This window comes from Enterobacter sp. BIDMC 30, assembly GCF_000534355.1.
GTDB lineage: Bacteria > Pseudomonadota > Gammaproteobacteria > Enterobacterales > Enterobacteriaceae > Enterobacter > Enterobacter ludwigii.
The window spans coordinates 1,529,535-1,545,060 of the sequence record NZ_KI973169.1 but is presented as its reverse complement, the minus strand read 5'-3'; the positions used below and the strand labels follow the sequence as shown (position 1 = coordinate 1,545,060).

Genomic DNA, 15,526 nt, shown 5'->3' with positions numbered 1-15,526 from the left:
AATCCCCCAGAAAAAAAATAACTGTCATACTTTTCTGGCACTGTTGGACATATCGTGGAAATGCTCGCCATAATAAGGACGAGACGGATTTACCACGTCCTGTGATTGAACTGGAGTGTGAGCTGTAATGGGTCAGGAAAAGTTATATATCGAGAAAGAGCTAAGCTGGTTAGCATTCAACGAACGTGTACTCCAGGAAGCGGCAGACAAAAGTAACCCGCTTATCGAGCGTATGCGTTTTCTGGGGATTTATTCCAACAACCTGGATGAGTTCTACAAGGTTCGCTTTGCCGAACTGAAACGGCGAATCATCATCAGCGAAGAACAGGGCTTAAACTCTCACTCGCGCCATCTGCTGGGCAAAATTCAGTCGCGCGTATTGAAAGCCGATCAGGAGTTTGACGGCCTGTATAACGAACTGCTGCTGGAAATGGCACGCAATCAAATCTTCCTGATTAACGAACGTCAGCTTTCTGTTAACCAACAAACCTGGCTGCGTCACTATTTCAAACATTACCTGCGCCAGCACATTACCCCTATTCTGATCAACCGCGAAACCGATCTGGTGCAGTTCCTGAAAGATGACTACACCTACCTCGCGGTGGAAATTATTCGTGGCGACACGATTCGTTACGCATTGCTTGAGATCCCGTCCGATAAGGTGCCGCGCTTTGTGAACCTGCCGCCGGAAACCCCGCGCAGACGCAAGCCAATGATCCTGCTCGATAACATCCTGCGTTACTGCCTGGACGACATCTTCAAGGGCTTCTTCGATTACGACGCGTTAAACGCCTACTCCATGAAGATGACCCGTGACGCCGAATACGATCTGGTGCACGAGATGGAAGCCAGCCTGATGGAGCTGATGTCATCCAGCCTGAAACAGCGCCTGACGGCGGAGCCGGTGCGCTTTGTTTATCAGCGTGATATGCCAGATGCCATGGTGGAAATGCTGCGCGACAAGCTGACCATTTCTCGCTATGACTCCATCGTGCCGGGCGGTCGTTACCATAACTTTAAAGACTTTATTGGCTTCCCGAACGTCGGCAAGGCCAATCTGGTGAACAAACCGCTGCCGCGTCTGCGCCATCTCTGGTTCGATAAATTCCGCAACGGTTTCGACGCCATTCGCGAGCGCGATGTCCTGCTCTACTATCCGTATCATACGTTTGAACACGTGCTGGAACTGCTGCGTCAGGCTTCGTTCGACCCGAACGTACTGGCGATCAAAATCAACATCTACCGTGTGGCAAAAGATTCCCGCATCATCGATGCGATGATCCATGCGGCGCACAACGGCAAAAAAGTGACCGTGGTGGTTGAGCTGCAGGCACGCTTCGACGAAGAGGCAAACATTCACTGGGCGCGCCGTCTGACGGAAGCCGGTGTCCACGTTATCTTCTCAGCACCTGGGCTGAAAATTCACGCCAAGCTGTTCCTCATCTCCCGTAAAGAGGGGGAGGACGTGGTGCGTTATGCCCACATCGGTACCGGGAACTTTAACGAAAAAACCGCGCGAATTTATACCGACTACTCGCTGCTGACTGCCGATGCACGCATCACTAACGAGGTTCGCCGGGTGTTCAACTTTATTGAGAACCCGTACCGCCCGGTCAGCTTCGATTATCTGCTGGTCTCGCCGCAGAACTCACGCCGCCTGCTGTACGACATGATCGATAAAGAGATCGCCAATGCCCAGAAAGGGCTGTCGTCGGGCATTACGCTGAAACTCAACAACCTGGTCGACAAAGGACTGGTGGATCGTCTGTATGCGGCGTCCAGCTCCGGCGTTCCGGTCAATCTGTTGATACGCGGTATGTGCTCACTGATCCCTGAACTCGAAGGCATTAGCGACAATATTCGCGTGATCAGCATTGTTGACCGCTACCTGGAACACGATCGGGTCTATATTTTCGATAATGCGGGTGATAAACAGGTCTATCTCTCTTCTGCAGACTGGATGACGCGCAATATTGACTACCGAATTGAAGTCGCGACACCGCTCCTGGATCCGCGGCTGAAACAGCAGATCCTCGATATCATCGAGATTCTGTTCAGCGATACGGTGAAAGCACGCTATATCGACAAAGAACTCAGTAACCGCTATGTACCGCGCGGCAATCGCCGTAAAGTGCGGTCGCAACTGGCGATTTACGACTATATCAAATCACTCGAGCAACCCGATTAACCTATGCCGATAAATGATAAGACCCCACGCCCGCAGGAATTCGCCGCGGTCGATCTTGGTTCTAACAGTTTCCACATGGTCATCGCCCGTGAGGTGGATGGCGCGTTGCAGATCATCGGTCGTCTGAAGCAGCGTGTACACCTGGCGGATGGTCTTGATGAGCGCAGCATGCTCAGCGAAGAGGCAATGGAGCGAGGCTTAAACTGCCTGTCGCTATTTGCTGAACGCCTGCAGGGCTTCTCGCCCTCCAGCGTATGCATTGTAGGCACCCACACGTTGCGCCAGGCGCTGAACGCGCCTGAATTCCTCAAGCGGGCCGAAAAAGTGATCCCCTACCCCATTGAGATCATCTCCGGTAACGAGGAAGCCCGTCTGATTTTCATGGGTGTTGAACACACACAGCCGGAAAAAGGACGCAAGCTGGTCATCGACATCGGCGGCGGCTCTACAGAACTGGTGATCGGCGAAGATTTTGAGCCGCGTCTGGTCGAAAGCCGTCGTATGGGCTGCGTCAGCTTTGCGCAGATGTATTTCCCGGGTGGCGCAATCAGCCGCGAAAACTTCCAGCGCGCGCGCATGGCCGCTATCCAGAAACTGGAGAACCTGGCCTGGCAGTACCGTATTCAGGGCTGGAACGTAGCGCTGGGCGCATCGGGCACCATCAAAGCGGCACATGAAGTGCTGTTGGCGATGGGTGAAAAAGATGGGTTTATCACCCCTGAGCGCCTGGCCTTGCTGACCGAAGAGGTGCTGAAACATAAAAGCTTTGACGCCTTAAGCCTGCCGGGTCTTTCCGACGAGCGCAAAGCGGTATTCGTACCGGGGCTGGCTATCCTGTGCGGCGTATTTGATGCGCTGGCAATTAAAGAGCTGCGTCTTTCCGACGGCGCGCTGCGTGAAGGTGTGCTGTATGAAATGGAAGGCCGTTTCCGCCATCAGGATATTCGTAGCCGCACCGCACAAAGCCTGGCAAACCAGTACAATATCGACCGCGAACAGGCGAAGCGCGTGCTGGAAACAACCGTTCAGATATACGACCAGTGGCAGGAGCAGAACCCTAAGCTGGCGCATCCGCAGCTTGCCGCCCTGCTGAAATGGGCAGCAATGCTGCACGAAGTGGGACTGAATATTAACCACAGCGGAATGCACCGCCACTCAGCCTATATCCTGCAAAACAGCGATCTGCCTGGCTTCAACCAGGAGCAGCAAACCATGATGGCGACCCTGGTGCGCTACCATCGTAAAGCCATCAAGCTTGACGATCTGCCGCGCTTCACGCTGTTTAAGAAGAAGCAATTCCTGCCGCTTATTCAGCTGCTGCGTCTCGGCGTGCTGCTCAATAACCAGCGTCAGGCCACCACCACCCCGCCCACGCTGAAGCTCAAAACGGATGACAACCACTGGACCCTGAGCTTCCCGCCAGACTGGTTTAGCCAGAATGCGCTGGTGCTGCTGGATCTGGAAAAAGAGCAGCAGTACTGGGAAGCGGTCACCGGCTGGCTACTCAAAATCGAAGAAGAGAGCTCAGACGTCGCGGCGTAACGGCTCAGGTCTCGACCGGCGACGCCTCTGCTTCCAGCAGTGACTCAAGCGCCACCGGTCTGCCAATCAGATAACCCTGCACATAATCGATACCTAGCGCGTGAACCGCGCTACGTATCTCTTCTGTTTCGACATACTCCGCGACCACCAGCATTTTCTTCATTCGCGCCAGATGGCAAATCGAGGCCACTATCTGATAGTCCAGACTGTTGTTGACGATATTACGGATAAAGCTTCCGTCTATCTTAAGGATATCGGCGTCCACGCTTTTCAGCCGCGCGTAGCTCGCATAGCCGGTACCGAAATCATCAATCGCAATGCGTACCCCCATTTTTTGCAACTGCCTGAGGGTATGTAACGCCTGCTCACCACTGCCGAAGGTGCTGCACTCGGTCACTTCAAATATCAGCTGCCAGGGTTCCACGGCGTATTTCGCCAGCAGACGACTCACCTCAGCCGGGAACTGCGCACGGCACACGGTGGAAGGGCCCAGATTAATGGCAAAACGCTGGCCGGGCAGATGTACCCGATGCTCTGCCAGGAAGCGTAGCGTGTTCTCCAGTACCCACAAATCAACCCGCGACGACAGGCCAAACTCCTGGGCGACGGGCAGGAATTGCAAGGGAGAGAGCAACGCCCCGTTTGCATCCGACATCCGCAGCAACACTTCGTGGTAGCAATCGCCCCGCACGCCGCAAACCGGCTGGACCAGCAGAGTAAACGCGTTACTGTCGAGCGCACTTTGCAGACGGCTCATCATCGCAACCTTGTCCTTCAGGCTACGCTGGAGATGGACAGCACCGCGCTGCTGCAGATTTTCCGGATGGTTGGTCGAAATCGACAGATCGGCAATCACCCCCAGTTCACCGAGGACCAGATAGAGGTGGGTCACCGGTGAGCGCACATAGCAGTAGCTCACGCCCACCTGAGGCTGCAGCGGCATCCCATCCCAGACAAAGCGGAACTGTTTAATATGCTCGTCCAGCGCCTCGATGCGTTGCTGGTGCGATTCCGCGTTAAGGCGAACCGCCAGGTCACAGCCGGTGAGCTGATAGACCCGCTCACTGGACTGCAAGGTGCCATTGACCCATTGCGCCAGCTGCTGTTTATACAGGATCCGCAACAACACCCCGTAATTTCGGCCCAGCACCTCCAGCTCCGGAATGCGCAGCAAACAGAGCGCCGACCACGGGTTTTTGGCAAGATCGCGCGACAAGGCCCGCAGGTTCGGCATATGGACAACCGGGTCGAGTAGCGCCAGCCTGCGGGAACGTTTATTCGCGGCGCGCTGGCAGGTAGCCAGCATCGACATGTAAATCACCACAAACGAAAAGACCAGATAGCTGGAAGAGGTAATTGCCAGCTGAATGTCATATCCGGACTGTTGAGGGATATAACGGTAAAAATAGTGGATAGACACCAGCAGCACCGGGGTCCAGATAAGCGACATCAGTTTATAGCCAAACCGCATCGCTCCCCAGAGCATCACCGGCATCAGCAACGACAGGGTGTAGTTGGTGGTGAAAATCGAGCTGTTTTCATTCATCGGGAGCAGCAGCAGGGTAAGCAGCCCGCCAAGCGCAATGGCCCACAGCAGAAATTCAATGACCGTCACCTTTTTGTCTATCTGCATTCGCACCTGCGAGACAAGACTTCTGATATACCGCGGATGGCGAATCAGACGGATCAGTAAATAGCTTAACGGCACGCCCGTCAGCCCACTGACCAGCAGCGCCTGATAGTTAATCAACGTGCGAATATTAAGCGGGGTCAACCCCTCCAGGCTCTGACGGCTCTCATACACACCCAGATAGAGGGCAAACTGGAATAGCACCAGAAACAGCGTCGCGGGGCAAAAGGCCTGCCAGAAGATACGCTGCGCCATCAGTCTGACATCCCCGTAAGCCGTCATGCTGCGTCTGGGCGCAAACACCCGATAACCCCCCCAGCTGAGCACAACAGGGACAATAAAATGAAAAATGCCGGCGATGGTTTCGAACAACCCAACCGACGGGTAGTAGCGGATGAACAGTGACAATACGATGCCGGGCAGCGCTTCCAGACCAAAAAACATCATCACTGAAAGCAGAAAGGAGAGAGGTAAATAATAGAGTGCCACCAGACCATCGCCCAATCGGGTAAAGGTATTGGCAACGCTTAATACAGGCAGTAAACCCACCGGTAAAATAAGCGGTAAAGCCCACCAGCGGTCTTTATTGTTTTTCAGGAAAGAAATAATGTTCATAGATGCCCGTTTAAACCCCTTTCGCTCCAGAGGGAAATGAAGACAGGCATCCAACCTGACGTACCTGCCGCCCGACAACGTGCGGGGCGAACAGCATGGAGGTGGGATTTTAAATACCAGGCCAGGGAAACCGTTGACTTAAATCAAACTAATTTACTCAAACGATCCTTTCTTACATTTTTTTTGAAATAGTTTTCTTCATATTATCAATATGGTAAATGCAATTATTAATTTCAATAACATTAATTAATGTAACTATTGACGGTTATTTACACATTTGCGAATTGACCCTCTCTTCCCGCTGTGCCTTAATATCCCTGTCGCCCAAAAGGGCATGCCCAGGAAAAACACAGTGAGTCAGGCCACGCGTATGCGAAAACGACATCAGTTCAACACCCGGATGACCCGCATCATACTGCTTATCAGCTTCCTGTTTTTCTTCGGCCGCTTCGTTTACTCCTCTATTGGCGCCTGGTATCACCATCAGGACAAGGCCCAGTCACAGCAATCCAGCCTGACCGTTGATTCAGCCGATCGCTAACGCGTCGAAGGATTTTGTAATATCCGAATTATCCCTGCTATTCCTTTGCTCAGGATTTTATCCTGGCGCATCACCACAGCCAGCTGTCGCTGCAGCACGGGCGTGAGCGACATCACGCATAGCCCTTCGCGGTCAGCCGCCAGGTCTACGGCCATACGCGGCACGATACTGTAGCCAAGCCCCGCACGTACCATCCGCTTGATCGCCTCGATGCTGCCCAGCTGCATCACCGGCGTGAGGATTCGCCCCTCGGCAGCAAACCAGCCGTCGATCAGCGCCCGGGTGCCGCTGCCTGATTCAAAAGCAATGAATGGCTGCGCGTGCAACGCAGCCGGCGTCAACGACTGAAAACCGTCCTGCTGGTCCAGCGACGCGATAAAAACAAACTCTTCGTCCATCACCGGCGTAACGTCGAGCGCTCTTCCGCTCACCGGTAACGTCACCAGCCCCATATCAAGTCGGTTTTCTTCAATTGCCCGGACGATGTCGAGCGTATTGCCGGTCGTCACGCCCACTCTGAGAAGCGGATAGTCACGCCCGAGCTGCTGCAACAGCGGCGGCAGAAGATGAATGCAGGCCGTTGCGCCCGTGCCAAGCGTAATGGTGCCACTCACGTCGTGGCTGAACTCACTCACGGACCGAATGGCTTCATCCACCGCCTGCTGAATACGCTCCCCGTGCACCAGCAACGCCTGCCCGGCAGCCGTGGGTTTGATACCCCGCCCGGTACGCTCTACCAGCCGGGTTTGCAGAAACTGCTCCAGCTGGCGGATTTGCAGGCTGACGGCCGGCTGGGAAATGCCCAGCAGGTCCGCCGCCGCGGAAAAACTGCCGCGCTGGATAACCAGACGGAACGTCGCGAGATAGCCCAGGTTGAGCGTTGTCATTCAAAGTTTCTCTTATCCAGCGCATAAGGTGGCTGACCTGCCAGCACAATAGCGCGCTCGCTATGCTCAGGACAACTGCATAACGGAATGAAAAACAATGAAAACACCTGCCCTTCCCCGTCACCTCGCCCTCCGGGCAGGTTGTCATCAGCTTATCAACTGGGGGATCTCGTTTTATATGCCCGGGACCTTTGCCCAGGCGATTGTGGCCGACCGGGGGTGGTCATCACCGCAGCTCTACCTCGGCCTGACGCTGGCGATGCTGGTAATGGCGATGGTCTCCCCTTTTGTCGCCCGACTGCTGGCGTACGCTGGCGGGCAGAACGTGGTGATGAGCGGAACGTTACTGATTGCCGCAAGCTGCGCGGGCATGGCATATACGCAGACGCTGTTCGGCTGGTACGGTGCCTGGCTGGTTGCCGGTATCGGGATGCGGCTGTCGCTGTATGATGCGCTGTTCGCCGCGCTGGTGAACCTGTACGGCCAGCAGGCACGCAGAACGATCTCGCGCATCACGCTCGCTGGCGGTCTGGCATCAGCGGTTTTTTGGCCGCTGGGTGATGGGCTGCTGAAAGTGATGAGCTGGCAACACGCATTGCAGATCTACGCCCTCTTTGGCCTGCTGAGCGCGGTGCTGATTCGCACGCTTCCCCACCAGCGGCTGGCGGCCCCCCCGCACGTTACCGCGCCGCCCGTGCGCGAGGAACGGCGTAACGGCTGGCGGTATGCCACGTTTATTGCCCTCATGACCTTTGTCTCTAACGGCACGTCCACCCATCTGCCAGAGTTTATTGCCAGTTTTGGCCTGCCGGTCGCCATCGGCATGCTGTGGGGCGTTGGCCAGACGGGCGCACGTGCCACGGAGGTGCTGGCGGGTGCACGCTTAACCCCGCTCAACCTGACGCTCCTGACCGCCCTCGCCATGCCGCTTTGCTTTGTTATCGGGTTAAGCAGCTCGCTGTTTGTCGGGTGTGCCGCCGGTTTTGTGCTGGGCTACGGCGCCATCAACGGGCTGATGACGATAGTAAAAGCCACCCTGCCGCTGACGCTTTTCAGCGCTGAAAGCTATGCCCGCCGCACCGGCATGCTGCTCATTCCCGCACAGCTTATGGCCGCGGCATCGCCGTTTGCCTATGCGTGGCTAAACAAAACGCTGGGGATCGCCGGCGCAATGTGGGTTTCCACCGCGCTGACGCTGGTGATTGCCGGGCTGGCGATAGCGATTGTGCGCAGTGCCGACCCCGCGCGGAATGATGAAATGTATCCCACTGTATCCGGAGCGCCACGCTGACAAGCCGGTACAAAACGCCGTTCCCCGCAAACATCCCGGATACATAAAAATGGTTTTCTGTGTCTGTCATTGTTTGAAACCGAATTTGAAACCGATTGAGGAGAGACTCAGATGATCCGTCGTTATTTACTGCTCCCTGCACTTGTTATGGCGTCAGCAACCTGCTCCTGGGCCGCACCGCTGGATAACCTCAGCGCTGCCGACGTCAACGGCCCTGCCGCGGTTGCCCCGCTGGAACGTCCACAGCCGGCCGCTAAGCTGATTGTCGATCCACCGCTTGCCGGCCCGCTGAGCAAGGGGGCGGTCTTTATTCAATACCGGGCTGAAAACCTGCGCATCGAGCCGGTATTCGGGCCCGATGCGCTGAAGGTCACGCCACGTATCGGCCATATCCATGTCGTGGTGGATGACGCCCCCTGGCACTGGGCCGATACCAGCGGAGAGCCAATCATTCTGGTTGGGTTACCCGCCGGGAAGCATAAAGTGACCATAATTCTGGCCGACCCCACGCATAAACCCATCGACCATAAAACCATTGAATTCACCGTACCGCCTCACGCAACGGTCCATCATTTTTAAGGAGCCAGACAATGAAAGCACGCTTTGTACTGACGGCGGGTCTGCTGGCGCTTTCGGCCAGCGCCTTTGCTGAGAGCAAAACCAGTGTGGTGCTGGTCCATGGCGCGTTTGCCGATGGCAGCAGCTGGAACAAGGTCATTACCCGGCTGCAAAAACAGCATACCGAGGTGATTGCCGTCCAGCTGCCGCTCACGTCGCTTAAAGATGACGTTGCCGCCACCCGGCGCGCCATTGCACGAGCGCAGGGCGATGTGGTGCTGGTAGGTCATTCCTGGGGCGGAACGGTGATCAGCGAAGCGGGCAACGATGCACGGGTAAAATCCCTGGTGTACGTAGCGGCCTTTGCGCCTGATTCCGGCCAGTCGACGGCGGACCTGGCGGGAAGTTACCCACCGCCAGCGGGGAGTGCGGATATCGCAAAAACGGCAGACGGGTATTTGTATCTCCCGCCAGAAGCCGTGATGAAAGACTTCGCACCGGATGCAGGCGCCGTTGAACAGCAGACCATTGCAGCCACTCAGGGGCCGATCAAGGCCGACGCGTTTGCGGAAAAAGTGAGCCATGCAGCCTGGCATGAAAAGCCAAGCTGGTTTGTGGTCAGCAAAAATGACCGGATGATTAACCCGGAACTTGAACGTGCGATGGCAAAAACGATCCACGCGAAAACCACGGAAGTGGCAGCAAGCCACGTGTCGATGGTGAGTCAGCCGGATGATATTGCCCGCACGATTGAGCAGGCAATCACAAACCATTAAGAATGACACAACAGCCCGCGTATCGCGGGCTTGCAGAGCGTCGGGTTACTTCACTTTCTGCACGTCAGTATCTTGCGCCTTCAGCGCCGTTCCATCCTGCGCTGCTGGCGCCATCAGGGGAACCGGCTTGCCGGTACGCCTGTCGATCAACAGCGAGTGGCGCTCCCCGCGTTCAAACAGATGCTGCTCTCCCCACTGGCGAAGCGCAACGACGATGGGAAACAGGCTTTCGCCTTTGTCCGTCAGGACATATTCCTGATACGACGTACCGTCCGACGCCCCCTGCATCGCGAGAATGCCCGCGTCGACCAGCTTGCGCAGTCGGTCAGCCAGAATGTTACGCGCAACCCCGAGATCCCGCTGAAAATCCCCGAAACGGCGCATGCCGTCAAAAGCATTACGCACAATCAGAAGCGACCAGCGATCGCCAATCAGATCGACGCTGCGGGCAACGGGACAAAATTCCTGTTCAATCGGTTTACGAGACGGCACAGCGTTACCCCGGCGGGTCAGTCAACAATAACTGGTTGCATTTTAAAACCGCATAGCCTAGCCTTCAACTGGTTTCTTTTTAAAACCACTTTACCCAGGGCGAGGATTTGAACATGTCACACGCGTCACCACTACCGTCAGATCGAAAAACCGGGCACGTCCGCTCAGGCGACATGCCGCGTAGCCTGGTGTGGCTGTTCGCCCTCGCCAGCGGCTTAAGCGTGGCCAACGTCTATTACGCACAGCCGTTGCTTGACGCGTTGTCCAGAGACGTTGGCATCAGCCATGGTGCCATTGGCGGCGTGGTCACCGCCACGCAGATTGGCTGTGCTCTGGCTCTGCTGTTCGTGGTTCCTCTGGGGGATAAAGTGGATCGCCGGCGCCTGATGGCGCTACAGCTTGTCGTACTGGTCGCCGCTCTGGTCGCGGTCGGCATGGCACAGACGTCAACGATGCTGCTGGCGGGTATGCTCGCCACCGGCTTGGCAGGAACGGCCATGACGCAAGGGCTAATCGCCTATGCGGCCAACGCCGCGTCGCCGCATGAGCAAGGCCGCGTTATTGGTGCGGCACAAGGCGGGGTATTTATGGGCCTGTTAGTGGCCCGCGTCGTCTCCGGAGGCATCAGCGATATCGCGGGCTGGCGTGGCGTGTATCTCTCTGCCGCCGGGCTGATGGTCATTATTGCGTTTCCGCTGTGGTGGAGGCTGCCTCGTTTGCCTGCGGTGCCTGAAACAATAAGTTACCCGCGCCTGATTCACTCAATGCTGACCCTGCTGCGGGAAGAAAAAGTCCTGCAGGTGCGCGGCGTACTGGCTTTACTGATGTTCGCTGCGTTCAATATTTTCTGGAGCGCTCTGGTGCTGCCGTTAAGTGCCCCACCCTATAACTTATCGCATACCGCCATTGGTGCTTTTGGCCTGGCCGGAATGGCAGGCGCGTTAGCGGCAACCCGGGCCGGAGAGTGGGCCGATCGAGGATATGCCCGGCGCACCAGCGCGGCTGCGCTGGTCTTGTTACTCCTGGCCTGGTGGCCGATTTCACTGATGGATCGTTCGCTCGGCATTTTGCTCATTGGCATCGTGCTGCTCGATTTGGGTGGGCAGGCGCTGCATGTCACCAACCAGAGCCTGATCTTTCGCGCCCGCCCCGAGGCACATAGCCGGCTGGTCGGGCTTTACATGCTGTTTTATGCCGTCGGCAGCGGTCTGGGCGCGCTGAGCACCACGATGACGTATGCCATCGCGGGCTGGCAGGGCGTCTGCCTGACTGGCGCAGCGGTGAGCCTGGTGGCGCTGGTGTTCTGGTGGGTAACGCGCAAGACAGGATAAGGGTGATAAAAAAGCCCGCGGGGTGCGGGCTTCTGCAACGTCAACGTGGATAGTCGCGGTTGATCCACGCGTGATCGTCTTCCCAGGTGAACATCCATTTTCGCACCGGACCGGCCATCACGTTGAGATAGTAGCTGTCATAACCAGCCAGCGTCGCCACCGGATGGTACCCCTTCGGCACCATCACCACGTCGCGGTTATAAACGGCCATACACTCATCCAGCGACTTGTCGTCGGTATAGACCCGCTGCATGCAGAACCCCTGCCCGGGATTGAGGCGATGATAGTAGGTCTCCTCCAGGTAGGTTTCCTGCGGTGGATTATCCGTATCGTGCTTATGGCTCGGGTATGAACTGGTGCAGCCTTCGTGGGTCCAGACCTCAACCACCAGCAGGCTGTCGGCGGGTTGATCTTCCGGCAGAATGTTGTGCACGTAGCGCTGGTTATGGCCTTTACCACGCGCCTGCGCGTCGATATCCTGCGGAGCGATAAGCCGTGTCGGGAAGGTCCCTTTGCCGGGTGCAGCGCAGACCGCCAGCTCCAGCGTCGTCAGCGCCTTAATCTGCACCGTCTCCTGCGGCGTGACGTAGACCGCCCAGGGCTTTATGCGCTCAAACGGGCTCATCCGCTCGCCGATGTCAGTAAACTGCGCGGTAGGTGTGCTGACAGAGGCCCGTCCGGCCACCAGCACCAGACAGCGCTCTTCGCTGACGGCGGGCAGCGTCAGCGTCTGCCCTTCCTGCAGTTCATACGCTTCAAAGCCAACGTATCCCCAGCCCGCGCGTTCCGGCGTGACGGACTGGGTACGGCCCTCCGCACTCGGCGGTTGCCAGCGTGATAACAGACGTGACATGTCACCTCCTCAGATAAGCCCGGCGTCGCGCGCCAGACGGCTCAGGTTGTTATACCCCAGACGGGCGTAGGTCAGCGGGTGAGCGATAGCAGGATCCTGCTCCGCCTCCACCACCAGCCAGCCGTGATAATCCTGCGCCTTCAGCAGCCGCATGATGGGCGGATAGTCCACGCAGCCGTCACCCGGTACGGTGAAGACCCCACTCAGCACCGCATCAAGGAAGCTGGTTTTGCGGTTTTTGACGTCCGCCAGCACGTCGGCGCGCACGTCTTTGCAGTGAACATGGTTAATGCGCGATGCCCAGCGCTGGGCCACCGCCAGCGGATCAGCCCCGGCAAAGGTCAGATGGCCCGTGTCCAGCAGCAGGCCCACCTCTTCACCGGTATGGGTCATCAGGTTATCGACATCTTCAGCGGACTCAATGACCGTTCCCATATGGTGATGGTAGGCAATCTGCACCCCCTGCTGCTGCGTGTAGCGGGCGAAAGCGGTCAGCTTCTCACCGTACTCTTGCCAGCGCGCGTGCGGGAAGCGCGGGCGAAGATGAACCGGCGTCTGTTGCTCGCCGTGAATACAGCCGCTCACTTCGGCGAATACCAGCACCTTTGCCCCCAGTTCGCGCAGCAGCGTCAGGTGGGACTGCACGGCGGCAATCTCCTCCTCCACGCTACGCTCCAGCAGACGCCCTGAATACCAGCCGGAGACCAGCTGCAGATCGTGGCGCTGCAAAATGGGGCCAAGCAGACGCGCCTCACGCGGGAATTTATTGCCCAGTTCGAAACCGGCAAAACCGGCCTCTTTCCCTTCGCTCAGACAGGTATCCAGCGGCGTCTCCGCGCCGAGTGAAGGCAGATCGTCGTTCGTCCATGTCAGCGGGTTAATGCCTAATTGCACACTCATTGTCGTCTCCTGAATTATGCGTGTCCGCGCTCGCGCCACCAGGCGATAAGCTGCAGGTAATTGTCCCGGATGCGTGCCACCAGCTGCGCATCGTCAATATCGTGTTTCAGCCATGCACGGGACGCATCGCCAAACAGCGTGCGTCCTACGGCAAAGCCCTTCACCAGCGCGTGTCCCGAGGCGGCTTTAAAATCAGCACGAAGCTGCTCAGCCGGGGCGTCCAGCCCGAGGATCACCACGCCACGACAGTGTGGATCCCGACGTTCAATAATCTCGCTCAGCGCCGTCCAGCCATCGGCAGAGAGCGGCGGCAGTTTCCACCAGTCGGGATAAATCCCCAGGTTGTAAAAACGCGAGATGGCGCGCAGGTAAAGCTCATCGCTGCGCGGCATGCTGGCAGGCAGGATCACCTCCAGCAGCAGTTCATGACCGGACTGGCAGCAGGCGTGGTAGACCTCTGCGATTTTCTGCTCCTGCTCCAGACGCAGGCCGTGCGCATCTTCCGGATGGAAAAAGACCAGGCATTTCACCACATGTTCCTGCGGCCAGCTGATGAGTTGCGTGCCGATGTTACCGTGCTCCATCTCCAGCGGCCGGGAGCCCGGCAGCTCAATAGGGCGGCCTATCCACCACCCTTCGCCGGTAATCGCGTTCAGGGCGTCCTGACCAAAAGTGCCGTCACACAGCAGGCCGGCTTTGCCCTCAAGCCCTGCGCTGCTGGCCGCCTCACGGCTGGCCTGCAGAATAAGCTGCTTGAGCGCCGGGATGCGCTTCAGGGATGCCCCGCACTGCAACGCCATATCTTCCAGCTGGCTGCGATGATCGAAGGCCATCACGCACAGCTCCGGCCACTCGCGGCGGCGGGTAGTGACGCGGTGCAGATGGTTCAGGCGCGCATCAAGATCGGGACGCGGCACCGACGCCGCACGCGACAGGTAGTCGTCCAGCTCAGCCTTGCTCGGCATCGCCGGGGCACAGCCGTGGCGGGAAACCACCAGCGCGCCACACGCGTTGGCATAGCGGCAGGCCTGCTCCCAGCCTTCGTCGTTAAGGTAGCCGCGCAGCAGGCCGGACATAAACGCGTCGCCCGCACCGAGCACGTTCAGCACCTCAACGCGCACGCCGGTCACCGTCAGCCCCTCATCCAGCCGGGGCGGTATAGCGTCGGTATACACCGAACAGCCAAGCGCTCCACGCTTGCAAACCAGCGTAGCGTTACTCACGGCGCGCACGCGACCCAGCGCCTGCAGGGTATCGGTACTGCCACCTGCAATGTGGAACTCTTCTTCGGTGCCGACAATGACGTCGAAAAGGTGCAGCACCTCCTGCAGTTCACGGGTCACGTTTTCCGCGGCAATAAAGCGCGTCTCCCCGTCCCCTAACGAGGTCAGCCCCCACAGCACCGGCCGGTAGTCGATATCCAGCACCGTGCGAACACCGTGACGGCGGGCATAGTTAAGCGCCGTCAGCACCGCGTCACGGGTCTGAGGGTGCGAGAGATGGGTCCCGGTGATGGCAAGGCACCGTGCGGAGGCAATGTAGCGTTCGTCCACATCGCTGGCCGTGATGGCCATATCCGCGCAGTTATCGCGATAAAAAATCAGTGGAAAGGTGTCCCGGTCTTTAATGCCGAGGAGCACCAGCGCCGTCAGGCGTTCTTTGTCGGTGATCAGATGGCTGGTATCGCAGCCCACCTGGTGTAATTCTTCTCGCAGGAAGCGTCCCATATGTTCATCACCGACGCGTGCCAGCATCGATGAGCGCAGCCCCTGACGCGCCGTCCCGTAGGCTACGTTGCCGGACGAGCCGCCGAGATATTTCGCGAAGCTCGACACATCTTCAAGACGGGCACCAATTTGCTGACTGTAGAGGTCTACCGCCACGCGGCCCATGCATATCACATCAAACTGCTTTTCCACGTT

At 57.6% G+C, this 15,526-nt stretch carries 13 protein-coding genes; 7 read left to right on the top strand and 6 right to left on the bottom strand.

Going from position 1 to position 15,526, the window contains the following annotated elements; translation table 11 throughout:
- Positions 1 to 127: 127 nt before the first annotated feature.
- Positions 128 to 2,188: a polyphosphate kinase 1 gene (gene ppk1 / locus L466_RS14955; protein ID WP_014171133.1), complete on the top strand. Its 2,061-nt coding sequence runs from the start codon at positions 128 to 130 to the stop codon at positions 2,186 to 2,188.
- A 3-nt stretch (positions 2,189 to 2,191) separates the two neighbouring features.
- Entirely contained in the window at positions 2,192 to 3,730 is a 1,539-nt protein-coding gene (gene ppx, locus L466_RS14960) for an exopolyphosphatase (protein WP_032680504.1), read from the top strand.
- Positions 3,731 to 3,734: 4 nt separating this feature from the next.
- Here ppx and L466_RS14965 read toward each other — a convergent pair whose 3' ends face one another.
- Positions 3,735 to 5,975, bottom strand: coding sequence for an EAL domain-containing protein (locus L466_RS14965; RefSeq protein ID WP_032680503.1), 2,241 nt, complete (start codon positions 5,973 to 5,975; stop codon positions 3,735 to 3,737).
- A 370-nt stretch (positions 5,976 to 6,345) separates the two neighbouring features.
- Between L466_RS14965 and L466_RS14970 the strand changes: the two genes are divergently transcribed.
- Entirely contained in the window at positions 6,346 to 6,516 is a 171-nt protein-coding gene (locus tag L466_RS14970; protein ID WP_020883056.1) for a YfgG family protein, read from the top strand.
- Here the strand turns inward: L466_RS14970 and L466_RS14975 are convergent.
- The gene (locus L466_RS14975) at positions 6,513 to 7,403 is read right to left on the bottom strand and encodes a LysR family transcriptional regulator (RefSeq protein ID WP_014171137.1); all 891 of its coding nucleotides are present in this window, start codon (positions 7,401 to 7,403) and stop codon (positions 6,513 to 6,515) included. The genes L466_RS14970 and L466_RS14975 overlap by 4 nt on opposite strands.
- A gap of 97 nt (positions 7,404 to 7,500) precedes the next feature.
- Here L466_RS14975 and L466_RS14980 point away from each other — a divergent pair, with 97 nt between their 5' ends.
- The 3 genes from L466_RS14980 (at position 7,501) to L466_RS14990 (ending at position 10,028) form a co-directional block, all read left to right on the top strand.
- Positions 7,501 to 8,694, top strand: coding sequence for an MFS transporter (locus tag L466_RS14980; protein WP_032680502.1), 1,194 nt, complete (start codon positions 7,501 to 7,503; stop codon positions 8,692 to 8,694).
- 111 nt (positions 8,695 to 8,805) lie between these two features.
- A complete protein-coding gene (locus tag L466_RS14985; protein WP_032680501.1) occupies positions 8,806 to 9,273 on the top strand; it encodes a DUF6130 family protein in 468 nt (155 codons plus the stop codon).
- A gap of 11 nt (positions 9,274 to 9,284) precedes the next feature.
- Complete coding sequence (locus L466_RS14990) at positions 9,285 to 10,028, top strand: alpha/beta fold hydrolase (protein WP_032680500.1); 744 nt, start codon at positions 9,285 to 9,287, stop codon at positions 10,026 to 10,028.
- Positions 10,029 to 10,073: 45 nt separating this feature from the next.
- On the opposite strand, the gene L466_RS14995 is transcribed toward L466_RS14990, so the two are convergent.
- The gene (locus L466_RS14995; protein ID WP_014171141.1) at positions 10,074 to 10,520 is read right to left on the bottom strand and encodes a winged helix-turn-helix transcriptional regulator; all 447 of its coding nucleotides are present in this window, start codon (positions 10,518 to 10,520) and stop codon (positions 10,074 to 10,076) included.
- Positions 10,521 to 10,633: 113 nt separating this feature from the next.
- Between L466_RS14995 and L466_RS15000 the strand changes: the two genes are divergently transcribed.
- Positions 10,634 to 11,851: an MFS transporter gene (locus L466_RS15000; protein WP_032680499.1), complete on the top strand. Its 1,218-nt coding sequence runs from the start codon at positions 10,634 to 10,636 to the stop codon at positions 11,849 to 11,851.
- A gap of 40 nt (positions 11,852 to 11,891) precedes the next feature.
- Here the strand turns inward: L466_RS15000 and iolB are convergent, their stop codons facing one another.
- From iolB to iolC, 3 genes are read right to left on the bottom strand one after another with little or no spacing between them, the layout of a single operon-like run.
- Positions 11,892 to 12,704 (bottom strand): 5-deoxy-glucuronate isomerase, encoded by an 813-nt coding sequence (gene iolB / locus L466_RS15005; protein WP_032680498.1) that lies wholly within the window; start codon positions 12,702 to 12,704, stop codon positions 11,892 to 11,894.
- A gap of 9 nt (positions 12,705 to 12,713) precedes the next feature.
- Positions 12,714 to 13,604, bottom strand: a complete 891-nt coding sequence (gene iolE, locus L466_RS15010) for a myo-inosose-2 dehydratase (protein ID WP_032680496.1) — start codon at positions 13,602 to 13,604, stop codon at positions 12,714 to 12,716.
- A 14-nt stretch (positions 13,605 to 13,618) separates the two neighbouring features.
- Positions 13,619 to 15,523: a bifunctional 5-dehydro-2-deoxygluconokinase/5-dehydro-2-deoxyphosphogluconate aldolase gene (gene iolC, locus L466_RS15015; protein WP_032680495.1), complete on the bottom strand. Its 1,905-nt coding sequence runs from the start codon at positions 15,521 to 15,523 to the stop codon at positions 13,619 to 13,621.
- Positions 15,524 to 15,526: the final 3 nt, after the last annotated feature.